General features: G+C 73.0%; 15 protein-coding genes. 6 read left to right on the forward strand and 9 right to left on the reverse strand.

Features of this window, described 5'->3' with window-relative positions; genetic code table 11:
- Nucleotides 1-43: 43 nt before the first annotated feature.
- The 4 genes from ACFWAR_RS33135 (at nt 44) to msrA (ending at nt 4,840) form a co-directional block, all read left to right on the forward strand.
- Entirely contained in the window at nt 44-1,138 is a 1,095-nt protein-coding gene (locus tag ACFWAR_RS33135) for a hypothetical protein (protein WP_385785362.1), read from the forward strand.
- 210 nt (nt 1,139-1,348) lie between these two features.
- Nucleotides 1,349-2,953 (forward strand): M48 family metalloprotease, encoded by a 1,605-nt coding sequence (locus ACFWAR_RS33140; protein WP_385785365.1) that lies wholly within the window; start codon nt 1,349-1,351, stop codon nt 2,951-2,953.
- On the forward strand, nt 2,950-4,059 hold the full coding sequence (locus ACFWAR_RS33145) for a hypothetical protein (RefSeq protein WP_385785368.1): 1,110 nt from the start codon (nt 2,950-2,952) through the stop codon (nt 4,057-4,059). The genes ACFWAR_RS33140 and ACFWAR_RS33145 overlap by 4 nt, the downstream gene beginning before the upstream one ends.
- A 106-nt stretch (nt 4,060-4,165) precedes the next feature.
- On the forward strand, nt 4,166-4,840 hold the full coding sequence (gene msrA / locus ACFWAR_RS33150; RefSeq protein WP_385785371.1) for a peptide-methionine (S)-S-oxide reductase MsrA: 675 nt from the start codon (nt 4,166-4,168) through the stop codon (nt 4,838-4,840).
- Between the two features lie 58 nt (nt 4,841-4,898).
- Here the strand turns inward: msrA and ACFWAR_RS33155 are convergent, their stop codons facing one another.
- Nucleotides 4,899-5,243, reverse strand: coding sequence for an AQJ64_40280 family protein (locus tag ACFWAR_RS33155; protein ID WP_385785374.1), 345 nt, complete (start codon nt 5,241-5,243; stop codon nt 4,899-4,901).
- A 90-nt stretch (nt 5,244-5,333) separates the two neighbouring features.
- A complete protein-coding gene (locus ACFWAR_RS33160; RefSeq protein ID WP_385785377.1) occupies nt 5,334-6,404 on the reverse strand; it encodes an NAD(P)-dependent alcohol dehydrogenase in 1,071 nt (356 codons plus the stop codon).
- A 172-nt stretch (nt 6,405-6,576) separates the two neighbouring features.
- On the opposite strand from ACFWAR_RS33160, the gene ACFWAR_RS33165 reads away from it, so the two are divergent.
- Entirely contained in the window at nt 6,577-7,497 is a 921-nt protein-coding gene (locus ACFWAR_RS33165) for a helix-turn-helix domain-containing protein (RefSeq protein ID WP_385785380.1), read from the forward strand.
- 14 nt (nt 7,498-7,511) lie between these two features.
- Here the strand turns inward: ACFWAR_RS33165 and ACFWAR_RS33170 are convergent, their stop codons facing one another.
- From ACFWAR_RS33170 to ACFWAR_RS33190, 5 genes are all read right to left on the reverse strand, one after another.
- Nucleotides 7,512-8,534 (reverse strand): GNAT family N-acetyltransferase, encoded by a 1,023-nt coding sequence (locus ACFWAR_RS33170; RefSeq protein WP_385785382.1) that lies wholly within the window; start codon nt 8,532-8,534, stop codon nt 7,512-7,514.
- Between the two features lie 53 nt (nt 8,535-8,587).
- Nucleotides 8,588-9,265 (reverse strand): ABC transporter ATP-binding protein, encoded by a 678-nt coding sequence (locus ACFWAR_RS33175; protein WP_385785385.1) that lies wholly within the window; start codon nt 9,263-9,265, stop codon nt 8,588-8,590.
- A gap of 100 nt (nt 9,266-9,365) precedes the next feature.
- Nucleotides 9,366-10,859 carry an ABC transporter permease gene (locus ACFWAR_RS33180; protein WP_385785388.1) on the reverse strand — a complete coding sequence of 498 codons (1,494 nt, stop codon included), beginning with the start codon at nt 10,857-10,859 and terminating at the stop codon, nt 9,366-9,368.
- A gap of 135 nt (nt 10,860-10,994) precedes the next feature.
- Complete coding sequence (locus tag ACFWAR_RS33185) at nt 10,995-12,263, reverse strand: Ig-like domain-containing protein (protein WP_385785391.1); 1,269 nt, start codon at nt 12,261-12,263, stop codon at nt 10,995-10,997.
- Between the two features lie 130 nt (nt 12,264-12,393).
- On the reverse strand, nt 12,394-12,687 hold the full coding sequence (locus tag ACFWAR_RS33190) for a hypothetical protein (protein WP_385785394.1): 294 nt from the start codon (nt 12,685-12,687) through the stop codon (nt 12,394-12,396).
- Between the two features lie 155 nt (nt 12,688-12,842).
- Here ACFWAR_RS33190 and ACFWAR_RS33195 point away from each other — a divergent pair, with 155 nt between their 5' ends.
- The gene (locus ACFWAR_RS33195; RefSeq protein WP_385785397.1) at nt 12,843-13,181 is read left to right on the forward strand and encodes a hypothetical protein; all 339 of its coding nucleotides are present in this window, start codon (nt 12,843-12,845) and stop codon (nt 13,179-13,181) included.
- An 82-nt stretch (nt 13,182-13,263) separates the two neighbouring features.
- Here the strand turns inward: ACFWAR_RS33195 and hutH are convergent, their stop codons facing one another.
- The gene (gene hutH / locus ACFWAR_RS33200) at nt 13,264-14,805 is read right to left on the reverse strand and encodes a histidine ammonia-lyase (RefSeq protein ID WP_385785399.1); all 1,542 of its coding nucleotides are present in this window, start codon (nt 14,803-14,805) and stop codon (nt 13,264-13,266) included.
- Nucleotides 14,806-14,925: 120 nt separating this feature from the next.
- On the reverse strand, nt 14,926-16,035 hold the full coding sequence (locus ACFWAR_RS33205; protein WP_385785402.1) for a diguanylate cyclase domain-containing protein: 1,110 nt from the start codon (nt 16,033-16,035) through the stop codon (nt 14,926-14,928).
- Nucleotides 16,036-16,229: the final 194 nt, after the last annotated feature.

Below are 16,229 nucleotides of genomic sequence, written 5' to 3' on the forward strand. Positions count from 1 at the left end.
TATAAGGTTGCCATAAGCGCAGTTCAGGCCGCATGATCCGGCCGTGACCCTCGTACTCGTCCTCCTCATGCTCCTCGTCCCGCTCGGTGTCGTCGTGTACCTCGCCCGCACCAAGGGCAAGCCCGCCGGCCCACGGGCCGAGCGCTGGATACGCACGCGGTTCGACCCGGCCGCCTTCGGCCTCGTCCCGCGCGACCAGCTCGACCCCAGCCGCAGCGGCCCCGTCCTCGATCCCGGCGCGCGGGAGCGGGCCCAGGAGGTCGCCGACGCGGCCTGGGACGGGGACTGGCGGGTGGCCGCCGCGTACTGCGAGGCCGCCGGGCAGGACTGGGACGAGCGGTGGTCGCGGATCGAGCTGCTCATCAAGATCGCCGAGAGCGACGACCGCTGGCTGAACGACTGGCGCGGCGCCCAGCCCGACAACGGCGACGCGGGCACCGTGTACGCCCAGGTGCTCCTGCACCGCGCCTGGGAGATCCGCGGCGCCGAGTACGCGAACAAGGTCCCGGCCGAGCGGATGCGGCAGTTCAAGGAGCTGCTCCCGGCCGCCATGGCCGCGGCCCAGCAGGCCGCGGACCGCGCCCCGCACGACCCGGGCCCCTGGGTCGTGATGGTCACGGCGGCGCGCGGGATGCAGTACTCGCACAGCCAGTTCGCCGAGCTGTGGCGCAATCTCCAGCTGCGCGCCCCGCACCACGGGCCCGCGCACTGGCAGGCGCTGCAGTACTGGTGCGCCAAGTGGTTCGGCTCCGACACGCTGATGTTCGACTTCGCCGTGCGCGCGGTGGGGGCCTCGCCCGCCGGAAGCACCCTGGCGGGGCTGTACCTGCACGCCCTCGACGAGGTCGAGAAGCGCGGCGGGCAGCGCGGGAACCGGGCGGACAAGCACGTCAAGGCTCGGTTGGAGGACGTGGCCCGGCGCCTGGACGCCGTGCCGGAGACCCACGAGGGCCTGGCGCGCCTGCGCCACAAGCTCGCCCACCACCTGCTGGCCGCGGGGATGGACCGGGAGGCGCTGGAGCAGTTCCGGCGGATCGGCCCCTACTGCGGCGCCGCCCCCTGGTCGCAGGACGACGCGGGTGCGTCGGCCGCCTTCGACCACGCGCGCGGGCGCGCGGCGTACGGCTCACGGACCTGAGGGACCGCGGGGCCTGTGGGACCCCTGGGGCCTGAGAGGCTCCTGGGGCACCCCGGCGCCGCCCCCCGGTCGACGGACCCTGCATACTTTGCTCTCTCTTGGGGCGCCCGCGGTGCCCGCGCCGAACACTGCGCACCGCACCCACCGCCCCGCACACACCGGTCACATCACCTGACGCACACGTCACATCCCGTGGGGGGATCCTTCCAAATGGGCGCTTCGCTGCGCGCATTGCGCGCGCTCGTACTCCTGTCCGGCTTCTATCTGCTCGGCTTCGTCCTGCTCGCCGTCCTGGCGGGCATCGACTACGCCGTGATCGCCTCGGGCGGACACGGCCCGGTCGTCGCCAAGCTCGTCATCGTCAGCCTGGTCCTCGCCTTCCCGGTCGTGCGCGGCATGTTCATGCTCCGCACGCCCAAGGCCGAGCCCATGGCGGGCCTGCGCCCCACCGAGCAGCAGGAACCGCACCTGTGGGCCATGGTCCGCGAGCTGGCCGCCGCCGTCGGCACCCGCGCACCGGACGAGATCGTGCTGACCGACGAGGTCAACGCGGCCGTCAGCGAGGACCCGCGGCTGCTCGGCCTGCTGCCCGGCCCGCGCCGCATGTACATCGGGCTGCCGCTGATGACGGGGCTCGACGAGATGCAGCTGCGCGCCGTCCTGGCGCACGAGCTCGGCCACTACAGCAACGCCGACACCCGCTTCACCCCGCTGATCGTGCGCGGCAAGGCCCAGATCGGCCGGACCATCGCGCACTTCCACGAGCGGGCGGACAACACGGTCGCCAAGGAGCGCGCCAAGCAGGAGAAGCAGGCCGGCAAGCGGATCGCCAAGGGCAAGAAGGCCAAGGAGGTCAACACCTCCGGTTCGGGCGTCATGTACCGCTCGATGGCCAAGATCTACACCGCCTACGGCTCCTTCTTCATGCGGGCCACCCTCTCCGGCTTCCGCCGCCAGGAGTACGCCGCCGACCTCGCCGCGGCCCGGATCGCCGGCCGCGACGCCTACGCGTCCGCGCTGCGCGAGCTGCCCGCGCTGGTCTCCGCGCACTCCTTCTACATGGACTCCTACGCCACCCTCGGCGTCGGCGCGGGCCTGCTGCCCGCCCCCGGCCAGGTCTTCGGCGGCTTCGGCGAGCTGCTCGGCGCCCGCGAGGAGGAGCTGGCGCACATGCGCGAGGAGCTGCCCGAGCGCCCCGCCTCCCCCTACGACTCGCACCCGCCCATCGCGGACCGGGTGGCCCGGATCGAGGCCCTGCCGGACGACGGCCGCGGCGCCGCCGCCACCCGTCCCGCGCTGGACGTGCTGGTCTCCGCGGGCGGCGCCTTCGCCGCGCTGGAGCACGAGGTCCTCACGTCCGAGGCGCTCGGCCTGCGCCGCGCCGACTGGTCCGACCTGGTGCACGAGAGCATGAGCCTCTACGTCGCCCAGGGCGCCGAGGACATCCGCGCGGCCGTGGCCGCCGAGCGCCCCGGGACCCAGGGCGACCTGGGCGACTTCCTGGACCTGATCGACACCGACCCGGCCGCCCTGTGGCGGCTCGCGGACCGGCTGCCGAAGTCCGAGGAAGCGGCGGCGGCCACCGGTCGCGCCGCCCGCGAGTTCGCCCGCCCGGGGCTGCGGCGCGCGCTGAACCAGCTGGTCACGGTGGAACTGACGGCCCGCGGCGCGGCCCGCTGGCAGCTGTCGTGGTCGGACTCCGCGTCGCTGGGCTACACCTCCGAAGGCTTCCAGGACGAACTGGACGCCGCCCTGGACGCGGCCGTGGCCGACCAGGGCGACACCGCACCGCTGCGAAAGCTGGCACAGGCATGATGATCTTCTTCGGCGTACTGGGGCTCGCCCTCCTCGCCGTCGCCGGCTACGTGCTGCGCGGCGTCTACTACATCCGCAAGGCCAAGCGGCTGACCGCCGAGGTCGAGGCCATCGGCGCCCGCGTGGCGGGCCGCTCGGTCGACCAGGGCTTCCTGCCGGGCGACCGCCTCGACACCGAGCACTCGGGGCCCGTACCCGCCGAGCACGGCGTCGTCCTGGCCGCCGTCCGCTCCGGTGACTGGCAGGCGGGCGCGGCCTGGGTCGAGGCCGCGGGCCGGAACTGGGAGGAGCGCTACACGCGCGTCTACGTCCTGGGCGAGGAGGCCGCGGAGGACGACGGCTGGCTGCGCGCCTGGCGCGCGGCCCGGCCCGCCGACCCGACCGCCGCCGCGATCGACGCGGACTCGGCGCTCACCGTCGCCTCGAACGTGCGGGGCGCGCTGCGGGCCAACCAGACCTCGCGGGAGCAGTTCCGCGTCTTCCACGAGCTCCAGCGCAAGGCGCAGGTCCTGGTCGAGGAGGCGCAGGCGCTCGCCGACCCGGCGGACCCCACCCCGTACATCCTGGAACAGCCGGTCGCGCTGGGCCTGGGCTACTCCAACGAGCGCTACCGCGCGCTCTCCGCGGAGATCGTCAAGCGGGACCCGAAGAACCTGTCGGCGCACGTGCGCTCGCTGCAGTACTGGTGCGCCAAGTGGCACGGCTCGCACGAGGAGGCCATGGCCTACGCGCGGGAGGCGGCCGCGCTCGGCGGGCCCGGCGACCTGCTGACCCTGCTGCCGCTGTACGCGTACTTCGAGCAGGAGACGCACGAGGACGACCTCGACCCGGACGTCTACTTCAAGGAGCCGGAGGTCGTCGCCGCCGCGACGGCGGCGCTGGCGGACCTCGCGGCCGCCGCCCCGGACGACCGGCGGGCGCTGCGCCTGCGGCACATGCTGGCGTGGTTCCTGTACTGGCAGGACCGCTACCCGGAGGCGATCGAGCAGTTCCGCCACGTCGACGGCTACATCGGCACGGCGCCGTGGACCTACTCGGGCGACCCCGCGGCCCGCTACCTCAAGGCGCGCGACTACAGCGTCGGCCAGGTGACGCCGGGCGCCTGAGGCGTCGCGCTCCGGGGCGGGGCGGGCCGGATCCTTCCAGGTGGGAGGGAATCCCGGCCCGCCCCGCCCTGTTGTGCCCTGTGCGACCGCCGCCGAGGAGGCCCCTGTGTTCAGTTACCGCCGCACCCCCGAACTCCCCACTCCCGAGCAGGCCCTCAAGGGCCGCCCCACCCCCCAGTTCGACCTGCCGTCCCGCCACACGGTGCTCGGCAACCCGCTGGCCGGTCCCTACCCGGCCCACCTGGAGGTCGCGGACTTCGGGCTGGGCTGTTTCTGGGGCGCGGAGCGCATCTTCTGGCAGACCCCGGGCGTGTGGACCACGCTGGTCGGCTACCAGGGCGGATCCACCCAGAACCCGTCGTACGAGGAGGTCTGCTCGGGCGGCACCGGCCACACCGAGGTCGTCCGCGTCGTCTTCGACCCGGCCGTGCTCCCGTACGAGTCGCTGCTGAAGGTGTTCTGGGAGAGCCACGACCCCACCCAGGGCTTCCGCCAGGGCAATGACGTGGGCACCCAGTACCGCTCCGCGGCCTACACCCACTCCCCCGCCCACCAGGCCGTCGCGGAAGCCTCCCGCGACGCCTACCAGCAGGAGCTGACCGCGTCCCGCTACGGCGCGATCACCACGGCCGTCCTGCCGGCCGCCGACCGCCCGTTCTGGCCCGCGGAGCCGTACCACCAGCAGTACCTGGACAAGAACCCCGCGGGCTACTGCGGCATCGGCGGCACGGGCGTCTCCTGCCCGATCGGCGTGGCGAAGCCGCCGTCGACGGACGCCTGAGCGCCCGCTCCTTCGACCCGGCGGGGCGCCGGCCGCGAGGCACGGCGCCCCGCCCCCGTCACAGGAGGCCGAAGGCCGCCTGGAGGGAGGGGGCCACCGAGTGGCCCACGAGGTGGTTGAAGGCCGTGCCCGGGAGGGCGGGGAGGTAGGCCCAGTGGGTGACGCCCTCCGGGTCCGGGCCGACCCCCGCGTAGGGGAAGCGGATCACGGCCCCCCGGTCCACGAAGCAGTCACGGAACTCGCGGCCGTCCGGCTCGCTCACGTGGTGTGCGAGGAACCGCATCGGCAACACCACCCAGAAGTCCGAACCGGGCCCCCTCGCGTAGCGGCCGGCCACCGCCCCCAACACCCCCGAGCCGGTCTCCGGAAGCTCGTCCAACGCGTCGGTCCACTGCAGTACCACTGTCCATCACATCCTCGACTGCCCCGACTGAATGGGGCATTGAGGACATCCTCCCCCAGCTTCGCGAGGGCCGCCCGTCGATCTACGACGTCAGATCGTCGACGCGTCGATGACGAAGCGGTAGCGGACGTCGCTCGCCTCGACCCGGCCGTACGCCTCGTTGATCTGGTCCGCGCCGATCAGCTCGATCTCCGCGCCCAGGCCGTGCGCCGCGCAGAAGTCGAGCATTTCCTGGGTCTGCGGGATCCCGCCGATCATCGAACCGGCCAGCGTCTTGTTGCCGCCGATGACGGAGAACAGGTTGAGCGAGACCGGCTCCTCGGGGGCGCCGACGTTCACCAGCGCGCCCTCCACCTTCAGCAGGCCGAGGTACGCGCCCAGGTCCAGCGGGGCCGAGACCGTCGAGACGATGAGGTCGAAGGTGCCCGCCAGCTCCGTGAAGGTCGCCGGGTCGTTCGTCGCGTGGAAGTACGCGGCGCCGAGCTCCAGGCCGTCCGCCTTCTTGCGCAGGGTCTGCGACAGGACGGTCACCTCGGCCCCCAGCGCCGCGGCGATCTTGACGCCCATGTGCCCGAGACCGCCCAGGCCGACGATGGCGACCTTCTTGCCCGGGCCGGCGCCCCAGCGCTTGAGCGGCGAGTAGAGGGTGATGCCCGCGCACAGCAGCGGCGCCGCCACGTCGAGGGCGATGCCGTCCGGGATGCGCAGGGTGTGGCTCTCGGCGACCACGATGTGGGTGGAGTAACCGCCGTACGTCGGCTCGCCGTCGGTGCCGAGCGCGTTGTAGGTGCCGGTCGCACCGCGCTCGCAGAACTGGTCCTGGCCCTGTACGCAGTTCGCGCACTCGCCGCAGGAGTCGACGAAGCAGCCGACGCCCACCCGGTCGCCGACGGCGAACTTCGTCACGCCGGCGCCGGTCGCGGTCACGATGCCCGCGATCTCGTGGCCCGGGACCATCGGGAAGATGCCCTCGCCCCAGCCGTCGCGGGCCTGGTGGATGTCCGAGTGGCAGATCCCGGAGTACTTGATCTCGATGAGGACGTCGTGTTCGCCGACCGGGCGGCGCGGCACGGTGGTGCGCTCCAGCGGGGCCTTGGGCGAAGGGGCCGCGTAGGCGGCGACCCGGGTGGGGGCGGACACGGCAGCGGTGGGGTGCGACACGGGAAGGACTCCTTGGACGGTGCTCCGGGGGTGTGGGGTGGTGCAGGAGAAACGATGCCTCGCATCCGGCCGCGCACCCAGACCCCTGTCGGAGCTAGGACTGGCGAACCTACCCCTGGCGGGGTCAGGCTCCCGACCTCCCTCCCGCCCCCGACCCGGGGATACTGGACGGATGGACCAGGCCGACGACCAGCGACCCGACCGGCGGAGCGACCTGCGCACCGAACTCGGCGAGTTCCTGCGCTCCCGCCGCGCACGGCTGCGCCCGGAGGACGTGGGCCTGCCCGATTACGGGCGCCACCGCCGCGTCCCGGGGCTGCGCCGCGAGGAGCTGGCCCAGCTGGCCGGGGTCTCCGTGGCCTACTACACGCGGCTGGAGCAGGGCCAGGGACAGAACGTGTCGGCCGAGGTCCTCGACGCCCTCGCCCGCGCCCTGCGGCTGGACGACACCCAGTACACGCACCTGACGCACCTGGCCCGGCCCAAGGCGCGCAAGCGCCGCCAGAGCCAGAGCCACCGCCCCGAGAAGGTCCGGCCGGAGCTGCTGCACCTGCTGGACGCGCTGGACGGCGTACCGGCCTACATCCTCGGCCGGCGCCAGGACGTCGTGGGCTGGAACAGGATGGCGGCGGCCGTCTTCGGGGACTTCGGCGCGCTGGCGCCCCAGGAGCGGAACCTGGTGCGGATGGTCTTCCTCGACCCGGCGACCGCGCAGCTGTACGACGCGTGGGACTGCCGGGCCTGCGAGGTGGTCAGCAACCTGCGGCTGTACGCGGGCCAGTACCCCGACGACCCGCAGCTGTCCGCGCTCGTCGGCGAACTCTCCGTGAAGAACGCCGAGTTCCGCCAGCTGTGGGCGGAGCACACCGTGCACGACAAGTCGCACGGCACGAAGGAGCTGCGGCACCCGGTCGTGGGACCGCTGACCCTCTCCTTCGAGACCTTGACCTTCCCGGACAATCCGGTGCAGTCGCTGGTCACCTACCACGCGGAGCCGGGATCGGCCTCGGCGGACGCGCTGCGCCTGCTCGGCTCCTGGGCCGCGCCCGCGCCGTCGTCCACCTCCTCCTCGCCGGCACAGAACCAGAGCTAGAGCTGGAGCCTGAGCTAGAGCTTGAGCTGGAAGAGGGCCACGGCGCGCTCGCGCCGGTAGCCCAGGGCCTCGTTCACGGCGATCATCGGCCCGTTCTCGTCCGCGACCGTCGTCGCGATCTCCCGCACCCCGGGGTACGCCGCCGCCACGTCCGCCAGCATCCGCCGCTTGACCAGCCGCCCCAGGCCCCGGCCCCGGTGGGCGGGGACGACGACCGTGTCGTACTGCATGGCCCGGGTGTCCGCCGGATCGGCGAGGACCACCTCCGTGTAGGCCGCCATCTCGCCGGACGCGGTCAGCGCGGCCACCGAGAGGATCACCCCGCCCCGGTCCACGACCAGCCGCTGCGCCTGGCGCACCCGCTCCCCGGTCCAGTTCGGGGGCCGCTCGTCCAGCTCCCCCATCGGCGCGTCCTCCATCGCGCCGTGCGCGACGGCCGAGGCCCCGGCCCAGGCGTCCGGGGTCTCACCGCTCCAACTCACCAGCCGGTAGCCCGCATCGCCCTCGGCGACCGCCGTCGGCTCGGCGGATACCCGCTGCACGTGCCAGCCCATCGGCAGGACGTTCTCGAAGCCGATCCGGGCCGCGAACTCGGCCGCCGGTGTGCCCGGTTCGATGCTGGAGGCCACCGACGTGCGCTCCTGCGCGAGGAGTTCGGCCCGCACCGCCTCCCACAGGGCGCGCCCGAGGCCCCGGCCGCGGGCGCGGGGGCGGACCGCGAGCACGTCCAGGTACGCGCCGTGCGTGTTGCCCTCGTCTGTGAAGAGCAACAGCGCGGCGGCCCCGTCGAGCCCGCCGTCCGCGCCGCGGACCGCCCACTGCACGGAGCGCCCCCGGATCGAGGGGACCCGCAGCCGCCCGCCGACCTCCACCGGGCCGGGCGCGGGCACCCCGGGCAGGTCGGCGGCGTGGACGGCGCCCAAGAGGTCCACCCAGCCCGCGACTTCGTCGTCGGTGGGAGGGACGGCGAGGGTGAAGACGGCGGGCGCGGGCTCGTGCGGGGGCTCGTGCGGGGATTCGTGCAGGGGTTCGGTCATGCGGCGACCGTAGCTCCGGCCCGCGAGGGGCCGCCAAGGCTTTTCGGGCGCGATCAGACGTTCTCGGTCACCGTGACCCGACCCCGCCGGATCGTCGCCAGCCGCGGCGCCCGCTTCGCGAGCGCGCTGTCGTGGGTGACCATGACGAAGGTCAGGCCGTGCTCCTTCCAGAGACCCTCCAGCAGGTCCATCACCTCGTCCCGGGTGGACTCGTCGAGGTTTCCGGTCGGCTCGTCGGCGAGCAGCACCTTCGGCTTCTTCACCAGGGCCCGGGCGATGGCGACGCGCTGCTGCTGGCCGCCGGAGAGCTCGCCGGGCAGGTGGCCCATGCGCTCGGCCAGGCCGACCGAGTCCAGCGCCTCGGCGGCCTGTTCGCGCCGGGCCTTCGCCTTGAGGCCGAGCGGGACGAGCGCCGTCTCGACGTTCTCCTGCGCGGTGAGGGTGGGGATGAGGTTGAAGGACTGGAAGACGAAGCCGATGTTCTGCGCCCGGACCCGCGTCAGCCGGGCCTCCGACAGGGCCGCCAGGTCCTGGCCGTCCAGCACGACGGAGCCGGCGGTGGGCCGGTCCAGGCCGCCGAGCATCTGGAGCAGCGTGGACTTCCCGCCTCCGGTGGGGCCCTGGATGACGAGCCTGCCGCCGTCCTCGATGGTCAGGTCGACCCCGGCGAGCGCGGCGACGGTGTCCTTGCCGCGCCGGTAGTTCTTGGTGACACCGGTGAGTTGGTACATCGTGCGTGGGTTCCTCTCGTACGTTCGGCAGTGCGCGGGGCCGGTCGTCGACCGGGGGAGGTCGGGCGGGCCGTGCAGGGGCAGGGCCCGCCCGACCGGCCTACTCGACGCGGCGCAGGGCGTCCGCCGGGCGCAGCCGGGACGCGCGCCAGCCGCCGAAGCCGCCCGCGATCAGGCCGCCCGCCACCGCGAGGGCGACGGCGAGGCCGATGGTGGACAGGGAGACGGGCGCGGTGAGCGCGACGTCCAGGGCCTTGGCCGCGGTGCGGCGGGCGCCGCCGAAGCCGCCACCGCCGCCGCCACCGAAGCCGCCCGCCCGGCTGCCGCCGCGCGCGCCGCCACCGCCGCCGAGCTGCGCGGTGAGGGTGGGGCTGATGGCCGTGATCAGGTAGGCGGCGCCGAGCCCGAGCCCGATGCCGAGGGCGCCCCCGATGAGGCCGTTGACGACGGCTTCGCCGGCGACCTGGCCGGTGACCCGGCGGCTCTTCCAGCCGAGCGCCTTCAAGGTGCCGAACTCGCGCACCCGGCGGCTGACGGCCGAGGAGGTGAGCAGGCCGGCGACGAGGAAGGCCGCGGCGAGGACCGTGTAGGAGAGCCAGGTGCCGACGGTCGAGGCGAGCGAGGAGGCCGTGGAGAGCGAGCCCGAGACGGTGTCCGCGAGGTCCGCGGAGGTGGTGACGGTGGTGTCGGGGACGTTCGCCTGGATGGCCGACTTGACCGAGTCGATCGCCTGGGAGTCCTTGGCCTGGACGTAGACCGTGGTGATCTTGTCCGGCGACTCGGCGAGGGTCTGGGCCTGCTTGAGCGGGACGTAGAGGTTGGCGGCCGCGTCACCGCTGTCAGCGGTCGCGATGCCGATGACCTTGAACGTGGCGTCCTTGACCTTGAGGTCGGCGCCGACGGCCAGCTTGTTCTTCGTGGCGTAGGCGCTGTCGACCACGGCCACGGCCGCATCCGTCTCGGCGGCCTGGAAGGTGCGCCCGGAGGTGAGCTTGGAGGTGGTCAGCGGACCCAGCTCCGGCTTGGCGACGTCGGTGCCGTAGACGGTGAAGGAGTTGACGTCGAAGTCGGCGCCGCCGCCCTGGACGGAGCCGCCCGCGCCACCGGCGCCCTGGCCGCCCCCGCTCCGACCGCCCTGCGCGCCGCCCTCGGTGCGCTTGAACTCACCGCGCCGGAACTGCCCGTTGACCTTCATCACCTGGAGGCTCAGGCCGCCGACGGCGTCGGCGACCCCGCGCTGCCCGGAGACCTTGGCGACGGTGGTCGCGTCCAGGGTCTGGAATCCCTGGGGCATCACGATGTCGTGGCTCTGCTCGGTACCGGCGGCGCCGTCGGCGCCGTCCTTGGCGTCGAACTTGAAGCGCTGGCGCTGCGGCGCGCCCCCCTCGCCCGGCGGGGTCTGCGCCTTGGTGACGGTCATGTCCGTGCCGAGGCCGTAGAGGGACTGGAGGACCTTGGCCTGCGCCTGCCCCATGCCCGCGGACACGGAGGTCACGACGATGACGAGAGCGATGCCCAGCGCGAGCCCGGAGGCGACGACGAGCGCCGCCTTCCTGCGGCGGCGCAACTCGCGCCGGAGGTAGGTGAAGAACATGGGGCGAAGCTAGGCACGGGCCGTGATGGCTGGATAAGTGGCGGATAAGAGTCGGATGAGAACGCGCGGGAGCACGCGAACGGCGGGGTAGCCCCTGGGGCTACCCCGCCGTCGGCGGAGTTCGGTCCGGCGGGATCAGACGGCCGACCCGGCCTTCCAGTCCGCCCAGCTGAGGTTCCAGCCGTTCAGGCCGTTGTCCGGCTTGATCGTCTTGTCCGGGGAGTTGACCACGTTCACGACGTCGCCGACGAGCGAGTTGTCGAAGAACCACGCACCGGGCTGGTCCGGGTCGTTGGCACCCTTGGCGTCGTTCAGGCCGACACAGCCGTGGCTGGTGTTGGCGCTACCGAAGATGGAGTCGTCGCCCCAGTAGTTGCCGTGGATGAAGGTGCCGGAGGTGGACAGCCGCATCGCGTGCGGAACGTCCTTGATGTCGTACTCGCCCTTGCCGTCGCCGTCCTTGAAGCCGACGGTGGCGCCGTCCATCCGGGTCTCCTTGAACTTCTCGGAGATCACCATCTGGCCGTTGTACGTCGGGTTCGCCGGGGAGCCGGCGGAGATCGGGATGGTCTTGATGACCTGGCCGTCGCGCGTGACGGTCATCTTCTTCGTCTTCACGTCGACGGTCGAGACCTGGCTGCGGCCGATCTGGAAGGTCGCGGTGCGGTCCTGCACGCCGACGACGCCGGGGGCGCCCTGGACCCCGTCCAGCTTCATCTTCATCGTGATGGTGGAGTTGGCGGTCCAGTACTGGTCCGGACGGAAGTCCAGGCGCTGGTCGCCGAACCAGTGGCCGACGACTTCCTGGCCGCTGCTGGAGGTGACGTTGATGGCGGCCTGGACCGCCTTCTTGTCCTTGATCGGCTTGTTGAAGTCGATCGAGACCGGCATGCCCACGCCGACCTTCGCGCCTTCCTCCGGCGTGAACGAGCCGATGAAGCTGTTCTCGGGCGAGACGGTGGTGAAGGAGGCGTTCTCGTGCGCCTCCTTGCCCGCGGTGTCCTTCGCGGACGCGGCCAGCGAGTACTTCTGGGAGCGCTTGAGCGCGCCCTCGGGCTTCCAGCTCTTGCCGTCGGCGGCTATCTTGCCCTCGACCGCGGTGCCCTCGGAGGTCTTCAGCTCCACCTTGGTGAGCGTTCCCTCGGTCACCGTCACGGTGGCGTTGTTCAGACCGACGTTGGTGGCGCCGTCCTTGGGCGCGATGACTATTCGGGCCTTGGACGTGTCCTTCGCGGCCGCCGCGTCCACGTCCGCCTGGGACTTGCTGGTCTTGTCGCCGTTGCCGGCGGCCTTCTCGTCCCCGCCGCCGCACGCCGAGAGCACCAGTACCCCACCGAGCACCGCCGCTGCGGCCGCGAGGCCCCGCCTGCGCCGCTTGCTGTCCGTCCTCACACGCCACTCCATCGTTGCCGGATCACCGAGCATCAGCAGGGCAGGGAGGCAAGCCCCCCTGCCAGAATCCCTGCCTCATCCATACAACGCGTTAACGTGCCGATCCGGTTCCACATTCGTTCGAATGTGGGCCACCGCACGGTCAGGCGTTGTCGTCCTCTTCGTCGAATACCCCATCTTCCTCGTCGATGTCCCACTCCATCGACTCGGGGTCGTATTCGACCGGCTCGGTGCTCCAGGAGGCCTGCGCCAGCTCGACCCCGGGGATCTCCGCGACCAGGTCAGTGGGGTCGATGAGGTACGCCAGCGCCTCCGACGCGTCCTCGCGCACCGCCGACTCCGCGTGCCCGCGCTCCTCGTCGGGCATGAACTCGTCGGCCTTGATGTGCGCGAGGGCGGCTCCGGTGAGGGCGTCCGGTTCCGGAACCTCCAGCACCAAATCAACCCGAAGCCGTACGTACCGTGATTCTTCCGAAGCATTCATACGACGGAGGGTAAGGCTCGAGAACCCCCGAGTTTCCCACGACCCGCCCCTTTAACTAGCATCTGCCCACACGGCCAATTCGCTGCTGCCACAAGGGGGATCGAACTGTGTCCGCACGTCGACCGCTGCTCACCGCCCTCGGGGCGACCACCCTGCTCGGCGCCCTCTGGTTCGTCCCCAATGCGGGCGCCACCTCCGCCACCCCCTCCGACGCCGTCCCGGGCGCCCCCGCGAACGCGAACGCGCAGGCCGTCGAGGGCGCGGCGGACCAGGATCCGGACGCGGCCTCCGCTTCCCGGTCCGCGCCCGAGGCCCGGCCCCAGCTGCTGCTCGCGGACACCGGCAGCGTGGACACCGGCCCTTACCTGATCGGCGGCACGCTCTGCCTCGGCGCCGGGGCCGGCTTCGTCGCCTTCTCGGTGCGCCGGGCCCGCGCGGGCGACTAGGGAGCGCCCCCGCAGACGCCGAAGGGCCGCCCCGAGGGGCGGCCCGTGACCCATGGCGGTCGGGTCGGGTCGGTCAGGTCACTCAGGCGAGGGGGCCGGTGACCGGTTCCACGGCTTCCAGGAGAGCACCCGAACGGATGAACGCGTCCGCGGCCGCCAGGTCGGGGGCGAGGAAACGATCCGGCCCGGGGCCCTCGACGCCGGCCGCCCGCGCGGCGGCGATCGCGGCCCGGCTGGCCGGGGCCGGGGTCAGCCCGTGGCGCAGCTCGATGGCGCGGGTGGCGGCGTACAGCTCGATGGCGACGATCCGGTTCAGGTTCTCGATCGAGGTGCGCAGCTTGCGGGCGGCGGACCAGCCCATGGAGACGTGGTCCTCCTGCATCGCGGAGGACGGGATCGAGTCGGCGGAGGCCGGTACGGCGAGCCGCTTCATCTCGCTGACCAGGGCGGCCTGCGTGTACTGGGCGATCATCAGGCCGGAGTCGACGCCGGCGTCGTCCGCGAGGAAGGGCGGCAGCCCGTGCGAGCGGTTCTTGTCGAGCAGCCGGTCGGTGCGGCGCTCGGCGATCGAGCCGAGGTCGGCTGCGACGATGGCGAGGAAGTCCAGCACGTAGGCGACGGGCGCCCCGTGGAAGTTGCCGTTGGACTCCACGCGCCCGTCCGGCAGCACGACCGGGTTGTCGACGGCGGCGGCCAGCTCGCGCGAGGCGACCAGGGTGGCGTGCGCGAGGGTGTCCCGGCCCGCGCCCGCGACCTGCGGGGCGCAGCGCACGGAGTACGCGTCCTGCACGCGCGGCGCCGACTCCTCCTGGAAGTGCCCGGTGAGCCCGGAGCCCTTGAGCACGGCGGCCATGTTCGCGGCGGAGGCGCCCTGACCGGGGTGCGGGCGGATGGCGTGCAGCTCGGGCTGGAGGACCTTCTCGCTGCCGAGCAGCGCCTCCAGGGTGAGGGCGGCGGTGATGTCGGCCGAGGTGTAGAGCTTGTTCAGGTCGGCGATGGCCATGATCAGCATGCCGAGCATGCCGTCGGTGCCGTTGAGGAGGGCCAGGCCCTCCTTCTCGCGCAGCTCGACGGGGGTGATCCCGGCCTCGGCGAGCAGCTCGCCGGCGGGGCGCACGACGCCGTCGGGACCTTCCGCGTCGCCTTCGCCCATCAGGGTGAGGGCGCAGTGCGAGAGCGGGGCGAGGTCGCCGGAGCAGCCGAGGGAGCCGTACTCGTGGACGACCGGGGTGATCCCGGCGTTCAGGACGTCGGCCATGGTCTGGGCGACCTCGGGGCGGACCCCGGTGTGCCCGGAGGCGACGGTCTTCAGGCGCAGGAACATCAGGGCGCGGACCACCTCGCGCTCGACGCGCGGGCCCATGCCCGCGGCGTGCGAGCGGACGATGTTGCGCTGGAGCTGGGCGCGCAGCTCGGGGCTGATGTGCCGGGAGGCGAGGGCGCCGAAGCCGGTGGACACCCCGTAGACGGGCTCGGGCTTGGCGGCGAGGGCGTCCACGATGGCGCGGGCACGCGCGAGGGCGTCGACCGCCTCGGCGGACAGCTCGACGCGAGCGCCCTGGCGGGCGACGGCGATGACGTCCTCGGCGGTGGTCCCGGACGTCCCCATCACGACAGTGTGCATATCCATATTCAGCACCCTACGGACTGAATCCCAACATGTCACTAGGTGGATTCCGACGGATGCCCCCGGCGCCGCGGACGCCTGCGGGGCACCCTCCGGACGGCGGCCGCGGCGGCTCCGTCACCTGCCGCGGAAGCGGCGGCGCTCGCCCGAACCCGCCGGCGGGGTGTCGGCGAGCCGCATCACGGCCGTGTCCCGACCGGCGACCACCGGCTTGGGCAGCCGGGCCGCCTTGGCCTTGTACTGCGCCGCGTCCGCCAGCCGGAACAGGCGCCGCGAGGACTTCACCGGGCCGATGTCGTCCCCGGTCGAGGCGACCCCGCAGGCCACGCCCTCCCCCAGCTCCAGCTCGGCCGCCCGCAGGCACAGCTCCTCGGTGACCCGGACCACCTCGTCGGCCGTCGGGCCCACGCTCACCAGGCAGAACTCGTCCCCGCCCAGGCGCGCCACCAGCGCCCCCGGCAGCATCGCCCCGCACAGGCTGAGCACCGAGCCGAAGCGTTCCAGCAGCCGGTCGCCCATGGCGTGGCCCAGGGTGTCGTTGACCCGCTTGAGGCCGTTGAGGTCGCAGACCACCAGGCTGACCACCGCGCCCTTGCCGCGGTGCTCCTCCAGCGCCTCGTCGAGGCGCATGTCGACGGCCCGGCGGTTGGCGAGGCCGGTCAGGGGGTCGGTGAAGGCGAGCGCGCGGGCCTCTTCGAGGCGTTCGTTCTGGGCGAGCCCGGCGGCCACCACGGCGGCGAGCACGGTCGCGAACTCGGCGTCGTCCTCGTCGAAGTCCGGGAGGCCCTCGTCGCGGGCGACGTACAGCTCGCCCCAGGCGCGGCCGCTGAGCACGACGGGCGCGACGACGCAGGTGCCGCGGCCGCGGCGGCGCAGCGCCTCGCCGCGGCGGCCGGGGCGGTCGCCGACGGCGCTCTCCACCCAGGCGTGCGGGCCGCCGCCGCCGACCCAGCGCTCGTGCAGGAACTCGGTGATCTCGGGGAAGTCGTGCACGGGGTAGGACTCGTCGGCGGGGAACTCCTCCTCGCCGTCGCGGCGCTCGCCCTCATTGACCAGGACGCGCAGACGACCGCGCTCGCGCTCCCACGCGGAGATGGCGGCGAAGGAGCCGTCCATCGCCACCCTGGCTCCGCGGGCCGCCGCGCGGACGCTGTCGCGCGGTGTGTGCGCGGCCGCCATGGCTTGCGCGAGCCCCACCACGGCCCGCAGTCGCGCATCAACTCCCATCACCCAAGATTAGGCAACTTTGCCCCTTTTCGTCCCCCCACCCCGCCCAAGGCAGCCCCGCCGGCCCTTCGCCCACCGGGGGCAAGATCAGCCCCGCCGGGGCCATCCCAGCCTTGCCGGCACTTCGCCCACCGGGGGCAAGATCAGCCTCGCCGGCGTTTGAGGCGCGGGGTTCGGGGCGGAGCCCCGAGAAG

The sequence above is a fragment of the Streptomyces sp. NPDC059917 genome (genome assembly GCF_042730635.1).
GTDB lineage: Bacteria > Actinomycetota > Actinomycetes > Streptomycetales > Streptomycetaceae > Streptomyces.

Bases quoted from the DNA above. Each gene is read 5' to 3' on its own strand.
- ACFWAR_RS33140 (WP_385785365.1), top strand. From the start codon at position 1,349: ATGGGCGCTTCGCTGCGCGCATTGCGCGCGCTCGTACTCCTGTCCGGC.
- ACFWAR_RS33145 (WP_385785368.1), top strand. From the start codon at position 2,950: ATGATGATCTTCTTCGGCGTACTGGGGCTCGCCCTCCTCGCCGTCGCC.
- ACFWAR_RS33165 (WP_385785380.1), top strand. From the start codon at position 6,577: ATGGACCAGGCCGACGACCAGCGACCCGACCGGCGGAGCGACCTGCGC.
- ACFWAR_RS33170 (WP_385785382.1), bottom strand. From the start codon at position 8,534: ATGACCGAACCCCTGCACGAATCCCCGCACGAGCCCCCGCACGAGCCC.
- ACFWAR_RS33175 (WP_385785385.1), bottom strand. From the start codon at position 9,265: ATGTACCAACTCACCGGTGTCACCAAGAACTACCGGCGCGGCAAGGAC.
- ACFWAR_RS33180 (WP_385785388.1), bottom strand. From the start codon at position 10,859: ATGTTCTTCACCTACCTCCGGCGCGAGTTGCGCCGCCGCAGGAAGGCG.
- ACFWAR_RS33185 (WP_385785391.1), bottom strand. From the start codon at position 12,263: ATGGAGTGGCGTGTGAGGACGGACAGCAAGCGGCGCAGGCGGGGCCTC.
- hutH (WP_385785399.1), bottom strand. From the start codon at position 14,805: ATGCACACTGTCGTGATGGGGACGTCCGGGACCACCGCCGAGGACGTC.
- ACFWAR_RS33205 (WP_385785402.1), bottom strand. From the start codon at position 16,035: ATGGGAGTTGATGCGCGACTGCGGGCCGTGGTGGGGCTCGCGCAAGCC.